This is a genomic window from Aquibaculum arenosum, from assembly GCF_029222965.1.
GTDB lineage: Bacteria > Pseudomonadota > Alphaproteobacteria > Kiloniellales > DSM-21159 > Aquibaculum > Aquibaculum arenosum.
Map to the genome: position 1 here is coordinate 429,470 of NZ_JARHUD010000002.1, position 19,086 is coordinate 448,555.

23 protein-coding genes and 1 pseudogene are annotated in these 19,086 nt (G+C 64.9%); 10 read left to right on the forward strand and 14 right to left on the reverse strand.

All coding sequences use genetic code 11. The annotated features are described in order from the left end of the window. Positions 1–24 precede the first annotated feature (24 nt). From P2G67_RS04925 to P2G67_RS04940, 4 genes are all read right to left on the reverse strand, one after another. A complete protein-coding gene (locus P2G67_RS04925; protein ID WP_275820607.1) occupies positions 25–1,158 on the reverse strand; it encodes an aminomethyl transferase family protein in 1,134 nt (377 codons plus the stop codon). A 286-nt stretch (positions 1,159–1,444) separates the two neighbouring features. Further along, on the reverse strand, positions 1,445–2,071 hold the full coding sequence (locus P2G67_RS04930) for a hypothetical protein (protein WP_275820609.1): 627 nt from the start codon (positions 2,069–2,071) through the stop codon (positions 1,445–1,447). A 12-nt stretch (positions 2,072–2,083) separates the two neighbouring features. After that, entirely contained in the window at positions 2,084–2,935 is an 852-nt protein-coding gene (gene ygiD / locus P2G67_RS04935; protein WP_275820611.1) for a 4,5-DOPA-extradiol-dioxygenase, read from the reverse strand. An 82-nt stretch (positions 2,936–3,017) separates the two neighbouring features. Next, the gene (locus P2G67_RS04940; RefSeq protein ID WP_275820614.1) at positions 3,018–3,410 is read right to left on the reverse strand and encodes a GFA family protein; all 393 of its coding nucleotides are present in this window, start codon (positions 3,408–3,410) and stop codon (positions 3,018–3,020) included. A gap of 87 nt (positions 3,411–3,497) precedes the next feature. Between P2G67_RS04940 and P2G67_RS04945 the strand changes: the two genes are divergently transcribed. Further along, positions 3,498–3,956 carry a TspO/MBR family protein gene (locus P2G67_RS04945; RefSeq protein WP_322099637.1) on the forward strand — a complete coding sequence of 153 codons (459 nt, stop codon included), beginning with the start codon at positions 3,498–3,500 and terminating at the stop codon, positions 3,954–3,956. A gap of 157 nt (positions 3,957–4,113) precedes the next feature. Here the strand turns inward: P2G67_RS04945 and P2G67_RS04950 are convergent, their stop codons facing one another. Further along, positions 4,114–4,587, reverse strand: coding sequence for a VOC family protein (locus P2G67_RS04950; protein WP_275820618.1), 474 nt, complete (start codon positions 4,585–4,587; stop codon positions 4,114–4,116). A 218-nt stretch (positions 4,588–4,805) separates the two neighbouring features. Here P2G67_RS04950 and P2G67_RS04955 point away from each other — a divergent pair, with 218 nt between their 5' ends. After that, a complete protein-coding gene (locus tag P2G67_RS04955; protein ID WP_275820620.1) occupies positions 4,806–4,958 on the forward strand; it encodes a hypothetical protein in 153 nt (50 codons plus the stop codon). Between the two features lie 48 nt (positions 4,959–5,006). Here the strand turns inward: P2G67_RS04955 and P2G67_RS04960 are convergent, their stop codons facing one another. Further along, on the reverse strand, positions 5,007–5,411 hold the full coding sequence (locus tag P2G67_RS04960; protein ID WP_275820622.1) for a type II toxin-antitoxin system VapC family toxin: 405 nt from the start codon (positions 5,409–5,411) through the stop codon (positions 5,007–5,009). Between the two features lie 2 nt (positions 5,412–5,413). Beyond that, a complete protein-coding gene (locus P2G67_RS04965) occupies positions 5,414–5,671 on the reverse strand; it encodes a type II toxin-antitoxin system Phd/YefM family antitoxin (RefSeq protein WP_275820624.1) in 258 nt (85 codons plus the stop codon). 147 nt (positions 5,672–5,818) lie between these two features. Here P2G67_RS04965 and yczE point away from each other — a divergent pair, with 147 nt between their 5' ends. After that, complete coding sequence (gene yczE, locus P2G67_RS04970; RefSeq protein WP_275820625.1) at positions 5,819–6,430, forward strand: membrane protein YczE; 612 nt, start codon at positions 5,819–5,821, stop codon at positions 6,428–6,430. Positions 6,431–6,520: 90 nt separating this feature from the next. On the opposite strand, the gene P2G67_RS04975 is transcribed toward yczE, so the two are convergent. Both P2G67_RS04975 and P2G67_RS04980 read right to left on the reverse strand, forming a co-directional pair. Then, on the reverse strand, positions 6,521–7,486 hold the full coding sequence (locus P2G67_RS04975) for a tripartite tricarboxylate transporter substrate binding protein (protein ID WP_275820627.1): 966 nt from the start codon (positions 7,484–7,486) through the stop codon (positions 6,521–6,523). A gap of 164 nt (positions 7,487–7,650) precedes the next feature. Then, a complete protein-coding gene (locus P2G67_RS04980; RefSeq protein WP_275820630.1) occupies positions 7,651–8,244 on the reverse strand; it encodes a TetR/AcrR family transcriptional regulator in 594 nt (197 codons plus the stop codon). A gap of 72 nt (positions 8,245–8,316) precedes the next feature. Here P2G67_RS04980 and bdcA point away from each other — a divergent pair, with 72 nt between their 5' ends. Then, positions 8,317–9,030, forward strand: coding sequence for an SDR family oxidoreductase (gene bdcA, locus P2G67_RS04985; RefSeq protein WP_275820632.1), 714 nt, complete (start codon positions 8,317–8,319; stop codon positions 9,028–9,030). 123 nt (positions 9,031–9,153) lie between these two features. On the opposite strand, the gene P2G67_RS04990 is transcribed toward bdcA, so the two are convergent. Then, positions 9,154–9,795: a TetR/AcrR family transcriptional regulator gene (locus P2G67_RS04990; RefSeq protein ID WP_275820634.1), complete on the reverse strand. Its 642-nt coding sequence runs from the start codon at positions 9,793–9,795 to the stop codon at positions 9,154–9,156. Positions 9,796–9,868: 73 nt separating this feature from the next. On the opposite strand from P2G67_RS04990, the gene P2G67_RS04995 reads away from it, so the two are divergent. From P2G67_RS04995 to copM, 3 genes are all read left to right on the forward strand, one after another. Continuing rightward, entirely contained in the window at positions 9,869–10,597 is a 729-nt protein-coding gene (locus P2G67_RS04995; protein ID WP_275820636.1) for an SDR family NAD(P)-dependent oxidoreductase, read from the forward strand. A 181-nt stretch (positions 10,598–10,778) separates the two neighbouring features. Continuing rightward, positions 10,779–11,096 (forward strand): c-type cytochrome, encoded by a 318-nt coding sequence (locus tag P2G67_RS16420; RefSeq protein WP_367575370.1) that lies wholly within the window; start codon positions 10,779–10,781, stop codon positions 11,094–11,096. Between the two features lie 183 nt (positions 11,097–11,279). Then, entirely contained in the window at positions 11,280–11,768 is a 489-nt protein-coding gene (gene copM, locus P2G67_RS05000) for a CopM family metallochaperone (RefSeq protein ID WP_275820638.1), read from the forward strand. 195 nt (positions 11,769–11,963) lie between these two features. Here copM and P2G67_RS05005 read toward each other — a convergent pair whose 3' ends face one another. Then, positions 11,964–13,055: an alkene reductase gene (locus tag P2G67_RS05005; RefSeq protein ID WP_275820640.1), complete on the reverse strand. Its 1,092-nt coding sequence runs from the start codon at positions 13,053–13,055 to the stop codon at positions 11,964–11,966. A gap of 185 nt (positions 13,056–13,240) precedes the next feature. Here P2G67_RS05005 and P2G67_RS05010 point away from each other — a divergent pair, with 185 nt between their 5' ends. Further along, positions 13,241–14,149, forward strand: coding sequence for a LysR family transcriptional regulator (locus P2G67_RS05010; RefSeq protein WP_275820642.1), 909 nt, complete (start codon positions 13,241–13,243; stop codon positions 14,147–14,149). A gap of 19 nt (positions 14,150–14,168) precedes the next feature. Here P2G67_RS05010 and P2G67_RS05015 read toward each other — a convergent pair whose 3' ends face one another. Together P2G67_RS05015 and P2G67_RS05020 are read right to left on the reverse strand one after the other, a co-directional pair. Beyond that, the gene (locus P2G67_RS05015; protein WP_275820644.1) at positions 14,169–14,879 is read right to left on the reverse strand and encodes a phosphoribosylaminoimidazolesuccinocarboxamide synthase; all 711 of its coding nucleotides are present in this window, start codon (positions 14,877–14,879) and stop codon (positions 14,169–14,171) included. 67 nt (positions 14,880–14,946) lie between these two features. Further along, a pseudogene (locus tag P2G67_RS05020) lies at positions 14,947–15,441 on the reverse strand (GMP synthase (glutamine-hydrolyzing)); the annotation flags it as partial. A 222-nt stretch (positions 15,442–15,663) separates the two neighbouring features. Here P2G67_RS05020 and P2G67_RS05025 point away from each other — a divergent pair. Together P2G67_RS05025 and P2G67_RS05030 are read left to right on the forward strand one after the other, a co-directional pair. Next, positions 15,664–16,944, forward strand: a complete 1,281-nt coding sequence (locus P2G67_RS05025) for a thiolase family protein (RefSeq protein ID WP_275820646.1) — start codon at positions 15,664–15,666, stop codon at positions 16,942–16,944. Position 16,945: 1 nt separating this feature from the next. Continuing rightward, positions 16,946–17,365, forward strand: coding sequence for a Zn-ribbon domain-containing OB-fold protein (locus tag P2G67_RS05030; RefSeq protein WP_275820648.1), 420 nt, complete (start codon positions 16,946–16,948; stop codon positions 17,363–17,365). 63 nt (positions 17,366–17,428) lie between these two features. Here P2G67_RS05030 and guaA read toward each other — a convergent pair whose 3' ends face one another. Then, the gene (guaA, locus tag P2G67_RS05035; RefSeq protein ID WP_275820650.1) at positions 17,429–18,979 is read right to left on the reverse strand and encodes a glutamine-hydrolyzing GMP synthase; all 1,551 of its coding nucleotides are present in this window, start codon (positions 18,977–18,979) and stop codon (positions 17,429–17,431) included. Positions 18,980–19,086: the final 107 nt, after the last annotated feature.

Below are 19,086 nucleotides of genomic sequence, written 5' to 3' on the forward strand. Positions count from 1 at the left end.
CAACGGCCTGCGCCCCTCGCCGGGTCAGTCCCTGACCGTGCGGCGCTTCTTCTCAGGGTCGTGGAACGGCAGAGGATGCGCGATACAGGCGATCTCACCGGTGGCGTTCTTCACGGTGAGGGGCGTGCCCTGTACCGCACAATCCACGGGCATGCGCGCGATCCCGACGTTGTGCTTGTTGAGCGGGGAGTACATGCCGATGGTCACGACACCCACCTGCTTGCCGTCCTTCAAGAGCGGTGCGCCCTCTTCGGCCGGCTCGGTGCCTTCCAGCTTCACGCCGTAGATCTTGAAGCGCTCCTTGCCCTTCAGGCGGTAGTGCTCCTCGGCGCCGCGGAAGCCGGTCTTGCCCGGCGACACGGTGAAGTCGAGGCCCAGCTCCCACAGGGTGTCGCCGCCCGGCTCGTCCTCGAAGGGATAGGTCTCGGAGTTGTCGTAGGGATAGAACAGCAGGTAGCTCTCCGCGCGCAGCAGGTCGAGCGTGGTGAAGCGGGTCGGGATGATACCCATCTCCGCGCCTTCCTCGACGATCCGGTCCCAGATCGCCACCGCATCCTGGCCACGGCAGAAGATCTCGTAGCCGCGCTCTCCGGTGTAGCCGGTGCGCGAGATCGTGACCGGGAAACCAAAGAGGGTCGTGTGCATGTGGCTGAAGTAGCGCAGCTTGCGGATGCCTTCGACATGCTTTTCCAGATAGTCGACGGCCAGCGGCCCCTGCAGGGAGATGTCATGCAGGTTGTCGTCGAAGCGCACCGAGACGTCGCGCCCGCTGGAGGCCATGGTGAGCTGCTCGTGGCCCTGGCCGGTGCCGTGCACCACCATCCAGCTATTCGGGCCCATGCGGTAGATCACGCAGTCGTCAATGAACTTGCCGCGATCGTCGAGCATGGTGGCATAGGCTGAACGGCCGGGCTGGATCTTTTCCACGTTGCGCGTGGTGGCGCGATCGATCACCTGGCTGGCGTGAGGGCCGTTGATGTGCACCTTCTTCAACCCGGAGACGTCCATGACGCCCGCCTTGGTGCGGATCGCCATATACTCCTCCGTCTGATCCTTATCGTAGGTCCAGGCGGTGCCCATTCCTCCCCAGTCTTCGAGGTTGGACCCCAGAGCGCGATGCCGATCCGCAAGCGCCGAAAATCTCCAGGTAATGGCCATGGTCTGCTCCCTGCTATTGCTCTGGGGCAGGAGATTGGGTCAGATTACGCCGAGAATCAATCCCTGGAATTAACAAACTTTCCTGCTAGTCACAGTTTCGGCTCGAATCTGCTGCGGTTGAAACGACCGGCAGAGCATCGCGCTATCCGACAAGCGCTGCTTTCAGGGCTGGGCTCGATGACCGGGAGCCGCTGCAGATCGCCGCCGGCGAGGTTTTCGTCGAGCCCGCGGAGGTCAGCATGACCGACCGGAACCGGGCCAGCGAGCCGACCCGCATGGCGCTCTTCTATGTCTGCGAGCCCGACGAGCCCTTCGCCGACCCGGTGAATTGACCCTCTGGCTCTGGCAGATCGAGGGCGGACATGAGGATGCCCTGACCGCGCCGGTAGAGCGTGGCGTGAGCCGCAGGCGCGAGGAAGTCCGGATACGGCTCGAAGCCCTCGATCACCTGATTGAAGGGCACTGCGCCACACCCCGGCACGGCACAGGGCGGCTTGTGCTTCGGGCAGGCGTTGTAGCTGCAGAGCCGGCCGAGATAGCGGTCGCTTTCTGGTTCGATGAGAAAGACCTCGACCTGGTGCGAAGCGACGCTGGGCCCCTGCCCTGCCTCATAGGCCCTGCGAAGGGCGATGTCCTTGGCCCGTCGCAGACGGCCAAGACGGTCCAGCGAGCCGAGCCAGACCGCAAGATCCAGGTCCATACGCTCGTGCCAGACCTCGATCCCTGCGCGCCGATATTCAGGAAAGCGTGGCACTTCCTTCCAAAGCGGCTTGACGACGGAGCCGATGACCGCAACGGCTTCGACCTCCTCGAAGCGTGCAAACGCCTTTGTCACAATGTCGGCGGCCGCGCGAAAGTCGTTCTGCTGCTGCAGCAGGAAGGCATTCTGCTCTTCGATTTCCTGACGACGCATTGCCCGTCGGCCTCACATGTTGGTCTGTTCCGGCGGCACGTCCCGCGGCAGCGGGGCGGCGCCCTCGCCCTCGGCGCAGCCCACCCCTTCCATGCCGACGCCGTAGCAGGTCATGGAGAGCGAGCCCAGGGCGTAGCCGCGCACCAGCGCCTTGGCATCCTGGCCTGCCGCGGCGAGACCAGCGGTATAGAGCAACGGAATGAAGTGGTCCGGCGTGGGCACCGCCAAGTCGTAGTCGGGATGCTCCAGCAGCTTGAGCACGTCGCCGGGCGCCTCGACCATCTGCCTCACCACCGCCTCATCGAAGCGCCGGGCCCAGTCGGTGCCGCCCTCGGGCTGGTCCCACTGGATGCGGCGCAGGTTGTGCACCACGTTACCGCTGGACAGGATCATCACCCCGCGGGCCCGCAGGGCGGCGAGCTTTGCGCCCAGCTCCAGGTGGTACTCCATCGGCTTCAGGGCATTGATCGAGAGCTGCACCACCGGCACGTCGGCCTCGGGGTAGAGGTGGGCGAGCACGCTCCAGGTGCCGTGATCCAGGCCCCACTGATCGCGGTCGGCGCCGACCCAGATCGGTTTTGCCACCTCGGCCACCTCCCCCGCCAGTTCCGGCAGGCCCGGTGCGGGATAGTCGAAGGCGAAGAGCTCTTCGGGAAAGCCGTAGAAGTCGTGGATCGTGCGCGGCCGCGCCATGGCGGTCACCGCCGTGGCACCCATGAACCAGTGCGCCGAGACCACCAGCAGCGCCCGCGGCCGCGGCAGGCTCTGCCCCAGCCGGCGCCAGGCCCGGGTGTAGCCGTTGTCCTCCAGGGTGTTCATCGGATTGCCGTGCCCGATGAAGAGCGCGGGCATCAGGTCAGGCATGGGTCATCTCCTGCTAGGACCGGACAACCGTCCTGGGACAAGCCTATCAGAGAATGGCAGGGCGCGCTGACAGCGATCCGCCCTACCCTTCGCTGCGCCCCGAGCCTTCGCGATCACGAGTGTAATGTCGCGCGAGCGGGAAAGGCGGCAGCCAAGTCTCGCGGCGCTCGGTCCAGAGTTCGTAGGTTGGCGTCAGCTGGTCGGGGCTATCGAGAATACCCAAATTCACCTCGATCTCGTCGCCGCTGCGCGAGCAAAGCGACGAACCGCAGTGCGGGCAGAAGAAGCGACCGGCATAGTCAGCGGTCTCACCTTCGATGGTCACCGCTTCCTGCGGAAAGACGGCAGAGGCATGAAACAATGCCCCATGGTGCTTGCGGCAGTCGAGGCAGTGACAAAGACCGACCCGATAGGGGATGCCCGTCGCAACGATCCGAACCTTGCCGCAGAGGCAACCTCCGCTGAAACGCTCCATAACGGCCTCCCTTACGCCAGTGCCAGTGGTCTATCGCATTCGCCCCTTCCCTTGCCGCTAACATGGGCTGACAATGCGTCAATGAAAATGCGTTCAGTCGGCCTGCTCGGCCTACTCCCCTTCCTGGTCCTTGTGCTGGGTGGCGGGCTCATCATTGGCCTGGTGACGGCGCCCGGCGCCTGGTACGCGGCGCTGAACAAACCGAGCTTCAACCCGCCGGGTTGGGTCTTCGGCCCGGCCTGGACCCTGCTGTACATCCTGATCGCGATTGCAGGCTGGCGCCTCTGGCGCCAGGGGCACCGCGGACTGCCGATGACGCTCTGGTGGGCACAGCTCGCGCTGAACTTCCTCTGGTCGCCGCTCTTCTTCTCGGCCCATCGTGTCGATCTCGCGCTCGTGGTGGTCTTGCTGCTCCTGCTCACGATCGTCGCCTTCATCACGGTCACCTGGCGCCAGGACAGGCCCGCCGCCCTCCTCTTCCTGCCCTACGCCGCCTGGGTGGCCTTCGCCATGCTGCTGAACGGCGCAATCTGGCGCCTCAACTGAATGGAGGGGTGGGCGCGCCGCGGAGCAGCCGCTTACTCCGATAAAAGCCCCAATTTCACGCGAGTTGATCGCCGCCGAACGTCGCGCGAAGGAGAGCAAGACTGCCCGCTTGCGCAAGTTGCGCCTGAAGCGGGAAGAAGCGACCACCTAGACCGGATCACCCGCGCCGCGCCGCCTCGATGGCAGCGACGTCGATCTTCTTCATGGGGAGCATAGCCTCGAAGGCGCGTTGGGCTGCCGCACCGCCCGCTGCCAGCGCCTCCATCAGTATGCGTGGCGTGATCTGCCAGGAAATCCCCCAGCGATCCTTGCACCAGCCGCAGGCACTCTCCTGTCCACCGTTACCGACAATGGCGTTCCAGTAGCGGTCGGTCTCCTCCTGGTCCTCGGTGACGATCTGGAAGGAGAAGGCTTCGCTGTGCCTGAACGCGGTCCCTCCGTTGAGGCCGAGGCAGGGGATCCCCGCCACCGTAAACTCCACCGTGATGACATCACCCGCCTTGCCGCCCGGATAATCGGTTGGCGCATGATGCACGGCCGTCACCGCGCTGTCGGGAAAGGTCTCGGCATAGAAGCGGGCCGCGGCCTCGGCCTCTGTGTCGTACCAGAGGCAGATCCTATTCTTTGCCATGGGCTGTTCCTTTCGCTTCGAGAGCACCCCCCACTTTATTAGCCGCATTCATAACGCACCACTATGAAGCCAGGTCCGGCGCAGACTGGTACCAAGGACCGAGAAGGCCCGTGAGCCGGAAGTTCCGATTGCGGCCGGATCAAGTTGCGACTTGCAATAGTATAAAAAATTCCCATATCTACACAGTATATGTGTGATCCAGAATGGAGACGCCGATCATGTCCAGCCAAGCTCCGGAGAAAAAAGAAAGCCGCCTCGCGCGCACCGATCGAATTGCACGAGAATTCATTGAGATCGAGCGCCGCGCAGAAGAACGCAAAACTGCTCGCCTACGCGCACTGCGCCTGAAGAAGGAAGAGATGACGGCCTGAGTTCTGGCGCGTGGGCAGTGATATCCAGATCAATCGTCGAATCCCGCCTTAACCGACGAAGGGGTTGAAGGTGGCGACGTTCAGCGTCTCGAAATCGCGGGTGTTGCGTGTGACGACGGTCAGCCCGTGGACTGCAGCGGTCGACGCGATCATCGCGTCTTCGATGAGTTCGTCGGACTTGCGGTGCATCAGCCTCGCCCATACACGGAAGGCGCGCGCATCCATGTCGAGCACATTGTAGGTGCCTGCAACCAGTTCCAGCCAGGTTTCGAGTTCCTCGGCCTTGGCACTGTCCTGCTCACGCGTGATCTCGATACCCGCCTGGATCTCCCCGATCGTGACGGCCGAAAGGTGAAGCTGTTGGTCGCGCGTGCCTTCGAGCCAGGCGACCACCGCACCATGCGGACGCGGGCGCCGCAGTTCGGAGACGATGTTGGTGTCGAGGAGATACATCGCTAGAGGCTTTCGCGCGGCTCTCGCCGGCGGAGGCGGCCACGCCCGGGCAGTTCGAGCTCGGCGCGCACCTCGCCGGAAAGAAGCAGCTCCTTCAACGACGGCCTTGCCGCTCTCTGCAGCCGCTCCCAATCCTGCATCGGAACCAAAACGGCCGCCTCGGCACCCCGCCGGGTGACGATCTGCGGTCCGTCCTTCAGGCAGCTATCCAGCAACTCGCTGAAGCGTGCCTTCGCATCCTGAACCGGCCAGGTCTTCATGGGCGCCTCCGCGGAAACAGACTGGTTAGATAACTGGTCATCACGGCAGCCTTAGTCAATGCTGCGCCCGCCACGCGTGCAATCGCCGCTGCTCTGTGCCTAAGCTGCCGCCTCGTCCTCTGCTTCACTCTTGTCGATCGCCCTCCCATGCTGCTTCGTCGCCTCGTCCTGCTCTATGCCGGCCTGCTGCTCTTTGGCTTCTCCTCGGCCGTGATGCTGCGCGGCAACCTGGGCCTCGACCCCTGGAATGTGCTGCACCAGGGGCTGGCCCAGCACCTGCCGTTCAGTTTCGGCACGGTGATCATCGGCGTCGGCGCGCTGCTGATGCTGCTCTGGATTCCGCTGCGGCAACGGCCCGGTCTGGGCACGATCAGCAATGTGTTGCTCGTCGGCCTCGCCGCTGATGCCTCGCTGGCAATCCTGCCGCAGCCGGAGGAACTGGTCTCGCAGGCCGCGATGCTGATCGCCGGCGTGGCGCTCAACGGCATCGCCAGCGGCATGTATATCGGCGCCGGCCTGGGCCCCGGCCCCCGCGACGGATTGATGACCGGCCTCTCCGCGCGCACGGGCTGGTCGATCCGGAGGACGCGCACCGCAATCGAAGTCTGCGTGCTGGCCCTCGGCTGGCTGCTGGGCGGCGCGGTGGGATTCGGCACCCTGCTCTTCGCGCTAGGAATCGGCCCGATCATCCATGTGGCGCTGCCGGTGTTCCAGGCGATGGTGCGTGCGCCGGAGGCGGGCGAAAGTGCCGTCTCCTGACGCTCAGAAAGCCCGAGGCAATTTTATGCGCCCGAGTGGGTTCGGTTTGAGAACCCTCTCGGGCGCAGCCTTTTTGAGAACAGTTCGAGCCTAGTCTATCAGCCCAATCGCCTTCATCGTCTCGCCGAAGTTGACGTCATTGGTTGCCATGTACTCGCCGAACTCATCACCGGCGAGAAACTGCACGCCGAAGCCCTGCGCATCCATGAACTCCTGGTACTCATCGCTCTGGTACACCGCGTCGAGCGCGGAGATCAGGCGCTCGCGGACGTCATCCGGAAGTCCTTGGGGAGCAACCATGCCGCGCCAGGCGCCAAACTCCCAGTCTGAGCCGGTCTCCTCTTGGAGCGTCGGTACGTCGGGGAAGAGCTTGGAACGTTCGCTGCTCATGAATGCCAGCGACTTCACCCGCTCGGCTTGGATGAGCGAGCGCGCTTCCACGAGTGAAGACGGCACGATGTCGACACCGCCCGCCACAAGATCCTGAAGACCGCTGGCTGCACCGTCGCTGGGCACCCAGACGACCTTGGACGGGTCCATACCCTCGGCGTTGAGCAATCCTGCGATGGCGACGTGCCAGCTGGATCCCTGTCCGCTGCCGGTCGCATTGAACGTTCCAGCCGGTGAGGACTCAATTGCCTCGAGCAGTTCTTCCAGAGACTCGTACTCCGAATCCGCTGCGACCTGAACGCCTGCCGGGTCCTGGTTCATTAGGGCGAGCGGCGTGTAGGCCTCATAGGTCAGATCGGTGAGCCCGAGCCAATGCATCAGATTGATCTCTGTGGTGGCAAGGCCCAGCGTGTAGCCATCGGGCTCGGCCTCGGCCATGGCTGAATGACCGACCACTCCGGAACCGCCGGTGCGATTAACGATGCTGACATCGGTACCCAGTTCCCTCTCGAGACCGGTTCCGATCAGGCGCGCAACCGCATCGGTTCCACCTCCGGCGCCCCACGCGACGAGAATGGTGATTGGCCGCTCAGGATACTCAGCCATTGCCGGGACTGCAGCCGTCGCCAGCACAGTCGCCGCAAGTAATGTTTTCACGAACTTCATTCTATTCCTCCCTGTTTGTCGGAACGAGGGCACGCGCTTGGTTCCTTGACGATCGCCAGCTTAGCCTTCCCCCACGGGGTGCCGACATTGGAGCCAGCCGAGTCCCACAACGGCAACATAGCAGACTTTGCATACAAACCGATAATAGCCGGCGCGCGTTGTCCTCACTCGGAAAGAACCTGAGCAATCGCGAGGCTGGCGGTTCTGGAAGTGGCAAGCAGTCGATCGAGCCCGTGCCCGTTGCGCGCCTTGGCCGACATGCCCGCCATCACTGTGCTGACGTAGTCCGTCAGGGCATCGGCATCCGCCGGATGGCGCGCGGCGATATAGCGCCGGATCATATCCTCGGCCGCGCGGTGGAGGGCGCAGGCCATTTCGCGCGCCTGTTTGTCGTCGCTACGCGTCCCCTCCAGCACTAGGCAGCCCGTCGCTGCCGGATCGGCGGCGTAACGACGCGCTGCTGTTTCCAGCACATCGGCAAGCGCTTCGGCCACAGGACGGTCCGGCCGCAGCAGGTGCTCAAAGGGAATGGCGCTGGTATCGGCGTAGCGGTCCAGTACCCGCTCAAACAGGCCCATCTTGTTCCCGAAGGCCGCATAGAAACTCGGCGGGTTGATGCCGAGAGCATCGGTGACCTCGGCGACACTGAGCGCGTCATAGCCACGTGCATGGAAGAGCCGCTGGGCAGCGGCGACGGCCTGCTCGGGGTCGAAGCGGCGCGGGCGACCACGGGGCCGAGGTTTTTTTGTATCGATCATTACATAATACCTTGACGGACGCCTGTAAGGTTTTATGTAGCAATCGATACATTAAAGCACAAGGAGGGCCCGATGGCCAGATTTCAAAGAAAGTCCGTTCTCGTTCTCGGTGGGAGCCGGGGAATTGGTGCAGCAACCGTGAGGCGTCTGGCGGCCGAGGGGGCAAAGGTGACCTTCACCTATGCCGGGTCGCCTGAGGCGGCCGAGCAGTTGGCAGCGGAAACAGACAGCACAGCGGTCCTGACCGACAGTGCCGACCGTGACGCGGTTGTCGCGCGGGTGCGCAAAACCGGGCCACTGGACGTGCTGGTGGTGAATGCAGGGGTCGGTGTCTTCGGCGATGCGCTGGAACTGGACCCCGACGAGGTGGACCGGCTTTTCCGGATCAACATCCACGCCCCCTATCACGCCTCGGTCGAGGCGGCGCGGCAGATGGCCGATGGGGGCCGCATCATCGTGATCGGCTCGGTCAACGGAGACCGCATGCCCTTTGCCGGCGGTGCGGCCTATGCGCTCAGCAAGTCTGCGCTGCAAGGCATGGCGCGTGGCCTGGCACGTGACTTCGGGCCACGCGGGATCACCATCAATGTGGTCCAGCCCGGCCCGATCGACACCGATGCCAACCCGGCCAATGGCCCGAACAGGGACCTGATGCACAGCTTCATGGCCCTTAAGCGCCACGGCCGCCCGGAGGAAGTCGCGGGCATGGTCGCCTGGCTGGCGGGCCCGGAGGCGAGCTTCGTCACGGGGGCGATGCACACGATCGACGGCGCCTTCGGCGCCTGATCAGGCGTGCCGCGGGGCTGTCACTGCGCCGGCGGCCCCGCGCAAATCGCAGTCGGGCGATGCCGCTCATGCCGGAGACCGGCAGCCGCGCCGGACGCAGGGGGGCGCGGGGGCGGGCGGTCGTCAGTTCGCCGGGACGCTCGTTCTTGCCGCCAAGTAGGCGCGGCACAGGATCACCAGCTGCTCGCGGATATTGGCCTCCTGCGCCTCGGGCAGGTTGCGCTCGAAAAGATTGCGCACCGTGCCGAAGATCACCGACAGCAGAGTCGTGTTGACCAGCGCAAGGTCGCTGCCGCCGCCATCCGAGGCACTGGCGAGCATGGCGGCCGTGGCGGCATCCACCCGCCGGGCAAAGGCCTCGAGCAAGGCCTCGTTGTCCAGCTCGACGGCGGAGCGGTAGAGGGCGCGCGTCACCTCCCTCCGCTCGGTCTTGGCCCGCCAGTAGGCGCTCACCAGTGCCTCGATCATCTCCGCGGCAGCAGCGCCCTGCTGTTCCTCGCAGACCGTCTCGATCCTCTCTGCCAGCCTGTCGAGATAGCGCTCGTTCAGGGCGTAGAGCAGTGCCTGCTTGTGGGGGAAGTACTGGTAGAGGGAGCCGACCGACACTCCGGCGCGCTCGGCGACACGGGTGGTGGTCAAGCGATGGGGGCCGTCGGCCAGCAAAACCTGAATGGTCGACTCGAAAATGGCGTCCAGGGTCACGAGCGCACGCTGCTGGCGCGGGCTTTTCCGCGGGCTCAGGTGACGGGGCGGCGTCGCGTCCATAGGCGAATCCTCAAAGCGAACAATCCTTCATATATTCGGTAGAAGCCTAGACCAAGCCCCAAAGGAGCCTTCCATGGCAGACAAACAGTGCATCGCGCTCGTGACCGGCGCCAACAAGGGCATCGGCCGCGAGATTGCCCGGCAACTGGCGGAGGCCGGCACGAGCGTCCTTCTGGGCGCGCGCGACCCGGAACGCGGCGCGCAGGCGGCAGCCGAGCTGGCAGCAGCCGGGCTCCGCGTTCGGAGCGTCGAGATCGACCTAACCGACACAGCGAGCATCGCGGCCGCAGCCCAAGTAATTGCCGCCAAGCAGGGCCGCCTGGACATCCTGGTCAACAACGCTGGGGTCCTCGACGCCGGGGACGGCCCGCCGAGCCAGGCTGCAATCGCCGCCGCACGCCGGGCCCTGGAAACGAACTTCATCGGCACCCTGGCGGTGACCCAGGCGATGCTGCCGCTTCTGCGCAAATCATTGGCGGGCCGCATCGTCAACCTCGCCACCACCCTGGGATCACTGGCGATCAACGGCGACCCTGCCTCGCCCTACTATTCTTCACGCCTGATCGGCTACAACGCCTCCAAGGCGGCGCTCAACATGCTGACCGTGCAACTCGCCGCCGAGCTGCGCGACACGCCGATCGTGGTGAACTCCGTGTGCCCCGGCTTCGTGCAGACCGACCTCACCGGCCACAGGGGCTTTATGACCCCCGAAGAGGGCGCAAGACTGCCCATCGCCTACGCCCTGGGCGAGAGGACGGGCTCCGGACACTTCGTCGAGCCGGAGGGTGAAACGCCATGGTGAGGCGGTATCTTCGTCGCCCCCGCGCCGTCGCCGCGGCGGCTTCGCGATAGATCAACACTTGTGATTGATGCGGCTCGCCAGAACCTCATGCGGGAGGGGGCTCGCACGCCTTGCTGCTGCCCTTGGAACCTAGTTCCTCTACAGGCAGTTATTCTTAGGTATTCTTTCACATACAGGGTCTTTGAGGTGGAACTTAAGTCTAACATCCACCGCAGCGACAGCGGCTTGTCAGGCGTGCCATATGGAAGACGGCAGAGGCGATCAGGGTGCAGGAGCTCATCCGCCCTTAGCCGAAAATCCCAGAATGAACTCCAAGCATTTCCTAGCCGGGGTCATTCTAACCGGTTATCACGGGATGCCGCGGTTCGGTGACATGATGTCAGATGAACAAGTTGCCGCCGTAACGAACTATGTGCGCAGCCATTTCGGCAATGACTATTCTGATCCAATCACTGCCGCAGAAGTTAGAGCCTTGCGCCCACCGGAGGACGAAGAGTAACCGCTCTCACTGCGGCGCTGGCCCCCTGGTGGTGAAGAGAGTAGCTGCGCCGCCAGGCTTATCGGCGCAGTAATGGGCTCACCTGATTGATGATCATGGCTGCCGCCCAATCCGGCAGACGGCGGCCGCTCTCTAGCCGCCACGGCCACTTCGATGCGCTGCAACTTCAACAGGAGACATCCGATGAACGCGCTGAAGCCCTTCCTCTTGGCCGCTATGGCCACAGGCGGCCTGACGGTTTCGGCCACGGCCCAGGACCTCCATTTCCAGCTTCCCGAAGTCTGCAGCTCCTCCCTCCCGGTCTCAGATGGACACGACGGCCATGGCAGCCACGACGGCCATGATCATGGCGGTGAGCAGCATGACCCGGGTACCTCATCCACCGCTATGAGCGCCCACGACAGCGAAAGCCTGCCGGAACACGTCCGGGAGAACATGCGCCGGATGGACATCACCGTACCCGCCATGCATGCCGGCATGATGATCGAGGATGCCGACATTGCCTTCGCCTGCGCCATGATCCCCCACCACCAGGGCGCCATCGACATGGCGGAAGTGCTACTGGAGCATGGAGAGGACCCGCAGATGCGCGCCCTCGCCGAGGAGATCATCGAAACGCAGGCCGACGAGATCGAGCAGATGAAAAAGTGGCTCGAAGCGCAAACGAACTAGACCCGGTTCCTCAGTAAATGCGCCCTGAGGCCGGCGCGATCAGGACCTATTGGCTGTGGCCCGGATCGCGTCGTCGGCTGCGCCTTCTCACGATGACGGCGAAGGTACTGCCCTCTTCCACAAGCTCCTCCCTCGACTCGTCGCCGCGAAGTGGGGAAGCAGCTTGCGAGGCGACCGCAGGCCGCGTCGGGGCCGTCACACCCCCACCTCCTCAAGCAGAGGATAGTCAGTGTAGCCCTCAGCACCCACGCCGTAGAAGGTCGCGGGGTCCGGCCGGTTGTAGGGAGCGCCGCTGGCCAGGCGCCGGACCAGGTCGGGGTTGGCGAGGAAGGGTACGCCGAAGGCCACCAGGTCGGCATCGCCCTTGGCGAGCACCGCCTCGGCGGCAGCGCGAGCGAAGCCGCCATTGACGATGATCGGGCCGGCGAAGCGCGCACGGGCGAAGGCCGAGACGTCGTCGATCTGCACCGGCCCCGCATCGAAGGATGCCTTGTTGGGCCGGACGACGTGAAGGTAGCCGAGGCGGCGCTCCGCAAGGGCGCGGATGAGGTAGTCGTAGGTGGCGGGCCGATCGCGTCCCGCCATGCCGTAGTGCACGCCGGCCGGCGAAAGCCGAACGCCCACATGGGCCTCATCCCAGGCGGCGATGACCGCCTCCACCACTTCCAGGGTGAGACGGGCACGCTTCTCGATGGAGCCGCCGTAGGCGTCGCTCCGCCGGTTCGAGCCCTCCTCCAGGAACTGCTGAAGCAGGTAACCATTGGCGGCGTGAATCTCGACGCCGTCGAAGCCGGCGGAACGCGCATTTCGCGCGGCCTGCGCGAAGTCCTCGACGATGCCGGGAAGCTCCTCGGTCTGCAGTTCCCGCGGCGTCGTGAAGGGCACGCGACCGCTGGGTAGAAAAAAGTCTCCCGCGGCGGCAAGGGGCGAAGGGGCGACCGGTGCCTTGCCACCCAGGATCGCCGGATGGGACACGCGGCCCGGATGCCAGATCTGGTTGACGATCCTGCCGCCGGCGGCATGGACGGCGTCGGTGATCCTGCGCCAGGCCGCGACCTGGGCGTCATTGTAGATGCCAGGCGCGCGGAGGATGCCGTGCGCCGCCTCGGAGATCCGGCTACACTCGGTGATGATGAGGCCCGCCTCGGCGCGCTGGACGTAGTAGTCACGCATGAGGTCCGTGGGCACCCCCTCTTCGGTGGCGCGGGTGCGGGTCATGGGGGCCATGACGATGCGGTTGGGCAGCGCCAGGCCCTTCAGGTCGAATGGCTCGAAGAGATTTCTCATGATGCTCTTCCCTGCTGTGACTGGATTGCCTGGGGCCAGCGCCTCGCTAGCCTCGACGACCGCTCGGCCGGTGGGGCCATGACGTCGGGCGAGGCAGTGCGTGCTGACCATGACGTCAAGTTCGCGCTTCTCGCCGCGATGCAGTAGCCCTCTTGTGCGGACAGCTCTGTGCAGGAAATGGAACAATGGCGAAGGTCGACCTGAACCATCTGAAGGTCTTCGCGCGGGTCGCCCGGCTCGGGAGCTTCTCGGCCGCCGCGCGCGAGCTGGGCATGCCGCGCTCCAGCGTCAGCCGCGCAGTGGCGGCGCTCGAGGAAGCCCTCGGCACCCGCTTGCTGCAGCGCACCACCCGGGCTGTGGTGCTCACGGAGGCGGGCGCGGCACTTTATCGCCGGTCGGCCGAGGCGATCGCGGAGCTGTCAGAGGCGCTGGACTACATGGAGGGTCTTGGCGGCCGTCCCGCGGGGCCGCTGCGCGTCAGCGCCGGGATCGGGCTCGGCATCAAGGTTCTGGCGGAGCACTTGCCGGCCTTCCTCGAACGCTATCCGGATATCGAAGTGGATCTGCACCTCGAAAGCCAAAGGGTGGACCTGATATCGGAGCGCATCGACGTGGCGCTCCGCTTCGGCGACCTGCCGGACTCCAGCCTCGTCGCGATAAGGCTGGGGGTGCTCGATCGGCTTCTCTGCGCCGCGCCCAGCTATCTCTCCCGCTACGGAACGCCCGAGCACCCCGAAGATCTTGTCAAGCATCGCCTGCTGGACATGCCGACGCCCGACCACCGTCCGAGGCGGTGGCAGTTCAATGGTCCGGATGGCATGGTGCTCCTCGACCTGCGTCCTACCACCACGGTCGACGAGATCCTGACACTGCACAAGCTGGTCCGGGGCGGCGCCGGGATCGGTGACCTTTCGCGCTACCTTTGCGAAGAGGATCTCGAAGCCGGGCGGCTGGTGCAGGTACTGCCCCAATGGAGCCTCCCGCCCGTGCCTCTCTCCCTCTTGTTCCCCAGCCGGCGGGAGCTTGCGCCCGCCGTGCGCGCCTTCGTGGATTTCATGCGCGAGATCGAACCCCTGGCGCCCTGGCATAAGTGAAGGCCTGCTCGCCCCCGCCTTAACGGATCAGCGCTCGGTACAAGGTGTCGTGATCCACCACCTTGCCTGTCTCGTCCATGACACGCATGGCATCGGCAGAGATCTCGTCGATCACCACCACCTCCGCCTCCACGAGACCAAGTTCGATCTTCATGTCGATCAGGGTGAGGTCCTTGTCACGCAGGTCGGCTTCGACGAGGCGACAGACGCGGCGGGTGAGCTCCCTGGCCTGCTCGAGGTGAAGCGGGCCGAGAAGTCCGAGCGCGAGGATGGTGTCTTCGTTGATCAGGGGGTCACCGCGCTCATCATCCTTGAGGGTGATCTCGACAAGGTAGTCGAGCTTGCCCTCGGCATCTCGAATGTAGCGCTGGTAGCGACGCAGGAAACTGCCCCAGGGCCGGGTGCGGCAGATGAACTCGAAGCCACCCGTGCCATGGATATCCTTGCCCAACGGCGCAGCGCGGCGCACCTCCATGCTGCCCTTCTCGAGATCGGCGCCCACGAAGTGGGTGGGGATCCCCGCGGCCTGGAGACGCTGGAAGAAATGCTGGGTCATGGCCAGCGACTTCCGGCCCTTGCCCTCGACCTGGCCGATGACGCTGTTGGCGCCGGGGTCGATGACGCCCCCCTCCCCGGTCACGTCGTCCTTAAAGACGAGGAGGACGTTGCCGTTGGCCAGGGCGTAGACATCCTTGGTCTTGCCCGAATAGATCTTTTCGCTGCTGCTCATCGCTTCACTTGCTGGTAGTTCCACCTACCCCTTCCGGGGCAAAGAGCGTCCCGCCACCCCCTCACTCTCACTCCCACTCAATCGTCCCCGGTGGCTTGCTGGTCACGTCGTAGACCACGCGGTTGATGCCGCGCACCTCGTTGATGATGCGGGTCGCCACGGCGGAGAGGAAGGCGTGGTCGAAGGGGTAGGAGTCGGCGGTCATGCCGTCGGTGGAGGTGACGGCGCGGAGCGCGCAGACCTTGTCGTAGGAGCGGGCGTCGCCCATCACGCCGACGGTGCGCACCGGCAAGAGCACGGCGAAGGCCTGCCAGATGGCGTCGTAGAGGCCGGCTTTGCGGATCTCCTCGAGGTAGATGGCGTCGGCCTTGCGCAGTATCTCGCAATCCTCGCGCGTCACCTCGCCGGGGATGCGGATGGCCAGGCCCGGCCCCGGGAAAGGGTGGCGGCCGACCAGCGTCTCCGGCAGGCCGAGCTCGCGGCCGAGATCGCGCACCTCGTCCTTGAAGAGCTCGCGCAAGGGCTCGACCAGGGCCATACGCATGCGCTCGGCCAGCCTGCCGCGGCGGCGCGGATTTTGTCCGTGGAGATCGGAAGGCGCATTTCTTCTTATGACCTTGTTGACATGAGTCAATGCATGGGCGCCCAGCCGAGGCTCACGCTAATCCATGCGCTATTCCATGCTACCGGAGCGGTTCAGGTGTCATGCTGGAATGAATTTCGTGGAAGTTAAGCTCGCCGCCATTGCCACGCAAAGGCGGCAGGCCATGAAAGGGGTTGTCTTATGACAGGAAAATTGCGGGAACGAATTGCAATATCGGGCGTCGGCTGCTCGCGCTTCGGTGATCTGCTTGAGACGCCCGAGCTCAAGGGCACCTCGATCCAGGAGTTGACGGCGCGTGCGGTCAAGGAGGCGCTCGATGACGCTGGGTTGACCGGGCAGGACGTCGATGCGGTATTCGCCGGCAATGCGATGGTGCACAGTTCGCAGGTGCCCGGCACCTATTCGCAGCTGTCAAAGTGGACGGGCACCCAGTTCAAGGCCGGCGTCCATTTCGAGGCGCAATGTTCGACCACCAATGTCGGCGCGGCGCTCGCCGCAATGGCGGTCGCGGCCGGCGTCTACGATACCGTACTAGTCTACGGGTTGGAGACCACACGGACCAAAGTAAAAGATTTCAGTCCCTACGAGCGCGAACCGGTGTCGCACCAGCAGACGTGGCTGTGGACCGACATGGCGGTCAACCAGGCCTATGGCGTGCCGCAGGGCTACGACATCTTTTCGACCTATAACGGTCTGGTCGCGCTGGGCTACTGCCGCAAATACGGCATGTCGATCGAGGACTTCGATCGCAGCATGTTCGAGCTATGCAAGACTCGGCGTCTGCACGGTTCGATGAATCCCAAGGCCAACATCCAGGAAAAGCTCGAAGACCGCGCCAAGAGGGAAGGCTTCTCCGATCCGTTCGACTATTGGCGGTCCGACGAGCACAATCCCTTCGTCGCCTGGCCGTCACGGTTGCTCAGCCTGGTGACGACCGCCGACGGCGCGTCGGCCATGGTGATCACCCGCGCCGATCTGGCCAAGGGCGGCAAGTCGCCGCCGGTCGAACTCAAAGGCTTCGGCATCAGCTACAGCGACCTGCCCTGGTACGGCGAAGACCCGACATATTGGGAGTTCGACCGCCGCGCGATCGATACCGCTTTCGAGATGGCCGGCATCAAACCTGCCGATATCGACTACCTGCATACCCACGACTGCTCGCACATATCCGGGATCTGCACCGCCGAGGCGACCGGCTACCTCGAACCCGGCGAGGGACTGAACGCAGCGCGCGACGGGCGGCTGCGATTTGACGGCGACCGGCCGATGTCGACCCACGGCGGTCGCCACGCCTTCGGCCATGCGTGGGGTGCCAGCGCTGGCACCGATACCTATGAGGCCGTCCTGCAAATGCGGGGCCAAGCCGGGCCGCGGCAAATCAAGAAGCAGCCGGAGATCTCCGTCATCCACACGCACGGCTACGCCATGATCGGCACCGTCGTCGTTCTAGGGAGCATTTGACATGTCGACCGTTTCCGAACAGCCGAGCGCCATCCGCTCCTACTACGAAGGCCTTTCCGAAGGCGTCTTTCGGGCTATCACTTGCAAAGTCTGCGGCGGTTACACCTTCCCGCCAACCGGTTGTTGCGAAACTTGCGGCAGTTGGGACGTGATCCCGGTCGAACTCAGCGGCGACGCCACGCTTCTTCTAGCATCGCACAACATTTCGCCGGCCTGCCATCCGCGGTTCGAGAAGATCGCGCCTTATGTCTACGGCCATATCCGACTGAAGGAGGGGCCGATTGTCCAGGCGATCATTCTCGGCGTCGATCCGACACCGCAGGCGCTCAAAGCCCTGTTCGAGTGTGGCCCTGTTCCGCTGAAGGCGGAGACGCTGCAGATGGACGATCTCCCTGTCCTGGCATACCGGATCGTCAGCTGACAAGACCGCGCAAGAAACGACGCGAGCGGAAGCAAGGGTATTGTGCCCCTGCTGCCCAGCGCATCATTCCCACTCGATCGTCCCCGGCGGCTTGCTCGTTACGTCGTAGACCACGCGGTTGATCCCCCGCACCTCGTTGATGATGCGGGTTGCCACCGCCGAGAGGAAGGCGTGGTCAAAGGGGTAGGAGTCGGCGGTCATGCCGTCGGTGGAGGTGACGGCGCGCAGGGCGCAGACCTTGTCGTAGGAGCGGGCGTCGCCCATCACGCCGACGGTGCGCACCGGCAGCAGGACGGCAAAAGCCTGCCAGATGGCGTCGTAGAGGCCGGCCTTGCGGATCTCCTCGAGGTAGATGGCGTCGGCCTTGCGCAGGATCTCGCAATCCTCGCGCGTCACCTCGCCGGGGATGCGAATGGCCAGACCCGGGCCCGGGAAAGGGTGGCGGCCGACCAGGGTCTCGGGCATGCCCAGCTCGCGGCCGAGGTCGCGCACCTCGTCCTTGAAAAGCTCGCGCAAGGGCTCGACCAGCGCCATGCGCATGCGCTCGGGCAGGCCGCCGACGTTGTGGTGGCTCTTGATGGTGACCGAGGGCCCCCCGGTGAAGGAGACGCTTTCGATCACGTCCGGGTAGAGCGTGCCCTGGGCCAGGAAATCGGCGCCGCCGGCCTTGGCCGCTTCCTCCTCGAAGACCTCGATGAAGGTGTTGCCGATGATCTTGCGCTTCTGCTCCGGGTCGGTGACCCCGGCGAGCTTGCCAAGGAAAAGCTCGGAGGCGTCGCGCGCCACCAGGGGAATATTGTAGTGGTCGCGGAAGACCTCGACCACCTGCGCCGCTTCACCGGCCCGCAGCAGGCCGTGGTCGACGAAGATGCAGGTCAGCCGCTCGCCGATGGCCTCGTGGATCAGCACGGCGGCCACAGAGGAATCCACGCCGCCCGAGAGGCCGCAGATCACCCGCCCCTCCGGCCCCACCTGGGCGCGGATGGCGGCGATGGCCTGTTCGCGGAAGGCGGCCATGGTCCAGTCGCCGGCACAGCCGCAGATGCGGTGCGCGAAGTTGGCGATCAGCTTCGCACCGTCGGGCGTGTGCATGACCTCGGGGTGGAACTGGACGCCGTAACAGCCCCGGGCATCGTCGGCCACGGCGGCGCAGGGCGCCCCCTCCGAAGTGCCGACGACGCGGAAGCCTTGCGGCAGGCGCACGACCCGGTCGCCGTGGCTCATCCAGACCTGGTGGCGCTCGCCCGGCTGCCACAGCCCCTCGAAGAGCGCGCAGGTCTCGCGGATGTCGAGGAAGGCGCGGCCGAACTCCTGATGGTCCGAGCCCTCGACCTCGCCGCCGAGCTGGCGAGTCATGGTCTGCTGCCCGTAGCAGATGCCGAGGATCGGCAGGCCGAGCTCGAAGACCAGATCCGGTGCGCGCGGCGAGCCCTCCGCCGTCGTGGAGGCCGGGCTGCCGGAGAGGATGATGCCCTTGGCGCCGAAGTCGCGGATGCGCTGCGGCTCGGCATTGAAGGGGATGATCTCGCAATAGACGCCGCTTTCGCGCACTCGGCGGGCGATGAGCTGCGTGACCTGCGAGCCGAAGTCGAGGATGAGGATGCGGTCGGTCATGGGGCTAAATAGCCGATTCCGCCCCCCAAGTCAGCTACGCGAGTCAGTGTCTCTCAGGGCAGTGATTCGAGTGCCTTGGCAGACGGGGGCGGGCCCGCCATGCTGCG

What these genes read in the sequence shown, in the direction of transcription:
- P2G67_RS04925 (WP_275820607.1), bottom strand. Translation starts at nt 1,158, where the DNA reads ATGGCCATTACCTGGAGATTTTCGGCGCTTGCGGATCGGCATCGCGCT.
- P2G67_RS04930 (WP_275820609.1), bottom strand. Translation starts at nt 2,071, where the DNA reads ATGCGTCGTCAGGAAATCGAAGAGCAGAATGCCTTCCTGCTGCAGCAG.
- ygiD (WP_275820611.1), bottom strand. Translation starts at nt 2,935, where the DNA reads ATGCCTGACCTGATGCCCGCGCTCTTCATCGGGCACGGCAATCCGATG.
- P2G67_RS04940 (WP_275820614.1), bottom strand. Translation starts at nt 3,410, where the DNA reads ATGGAGCGTTTCAGCGGAGGTTGCCTCTGCGGCAAGGTTCGGATCGTT.
- P2G67_RS04945 (WP_322099637.1), top strand. Translation starts at nt 3,498, where the DNA reads ATGCGTTCAGTCGGCCTGCTCGGCCTACTCCCCTTCCTGGTCCTTGTG.
- P2G67_RS04950 (WP_275820618.1), bottom strand. Translation starts at nt 4,587, where the DNA reads ATGGCAAAGAATAGGATCTGCCTCTGGTACGACACAGAGGCCGAGGCC.
- P2G67_RS04955 (WP_275820620.1), top strand. Translation starts at nt 4,806, where the DNA reads ATGTCCAGCCAAGCTCCGGAGAAAAAAGAAAGCCGCCTCGCGCGCACC.
- P2G67_RS04960 (WP_275820622.1), bottom strand. Translation starts at nt 5,411, where the DNA reads ATGTATCTCCTCGACACCAACATCGTCTCCGAACTGCGGCGCCCGCGT.
- P2G67_RS04965 (WP_275820624.1), bottom strand. Translation starts at nt 5,671, where the DNA reads ATGAAGACCTGGCCGGTTCAGGATGCGAAGGCACGCTTCAGCGAGTTG.
- yczE (WP_275820625.1), top strand. Translation starts at nt 5,819, where the DNA reads ATGCTGCTTCGTCGCCTCGTCCTGCTCTATGCCGGCCTGCTGCTCTTT.
- P2G67_RS04975 (WP_275820627.1), bottom strand. Translation starts at nt 7,486, where the DNA reads ATGAAGTTCGTGAAAACATTACTTGCGGCGACTGTGCTGGCGACGGCT.
- P2G67_RS04980 (WP_275820630.1), bottom strand. Translation starts at nt 8,244, where the DNA reads ATGATCGATACAAAAAAACCTCGGCCCCGTGGTCGCCCGCGCCGCTTC.
- bdcA (WP_275820632.1), top strand. Translation starts at nt 8,317, where the DNA reads ATGGCCAGATTTCAAAGAAAGTCCGTTCTCGTTCTCGGTGGGAGCCGG.
- P2G67_RS04990 (WP_275820634.1), bottom strand. Translation starts at nt 9,795, where the DNA reads ATGGACGCGACGCCGCCCCGTCACCTGAGCCCGCGGAAAAGCCCGCGC.
- P2G67_RS04995 (WP_275820636.1), top strand. Translation starts at nt 9,869, where the DNA reads ATGGCAGACAAACAGTGCATCGCGCTCGTGACCGGCGCCAACAAGGGC.
- copM (WP_275820638.1), top strand. Translation starts at nt 11,280, where the DNA reads ATGAACGCGCTGAAGCCCTTCCTCTTGGCCGCTATGGCCACAGGCGGC.
- P2G67_RS05005 (WP_275820640.1), bottom strand. Translation starts at nt 13,055, where the DNA reads ATGAGAAATCTCTTCGAGCCATTCGACCTGAAGGGCCTGGCGCTGCCC.
- P2G67_RS05010 (WP_275820642.1), top strand. Translation starts at nt 13,241, where the DNA reads ATGGCGAAGGTCGACCTGAACCATCTGAAGGTCTTCGCGCGGGTCGCC.
- P2G67_RS05015 (WP_275820644.1), bottom strand. Translation starts at nt 14,879, where the DNA reads ATGAGCAGCAGCGAAAAGATCTATTCGGGCAAGACCAAGGATGTCTAC.
- P2G67_RS05025 (WP_275820646.1), top strand. Translation starts at nt 15,664, where the DNA reads ATGACAGGAAAATTGCGGGAACGAATTGCAATATCGGGCGTCGGCTGC.
- P2G67_RS05030 (WP_275820648.1), top strand. Translation starts at nt 16,946, where the DNA reads ATGTCGACCGTTTCCGAACAGCCGAGCGCCATCCGCTCCTACTACGAA.
- guaA (WP_275820650.1), bottom strand. Translation starts at nt 18,979, where the DNA reads ATGACCGACCGCATCCTCATCCTCGACTTCGGCTCGCAGGTCACGCAG.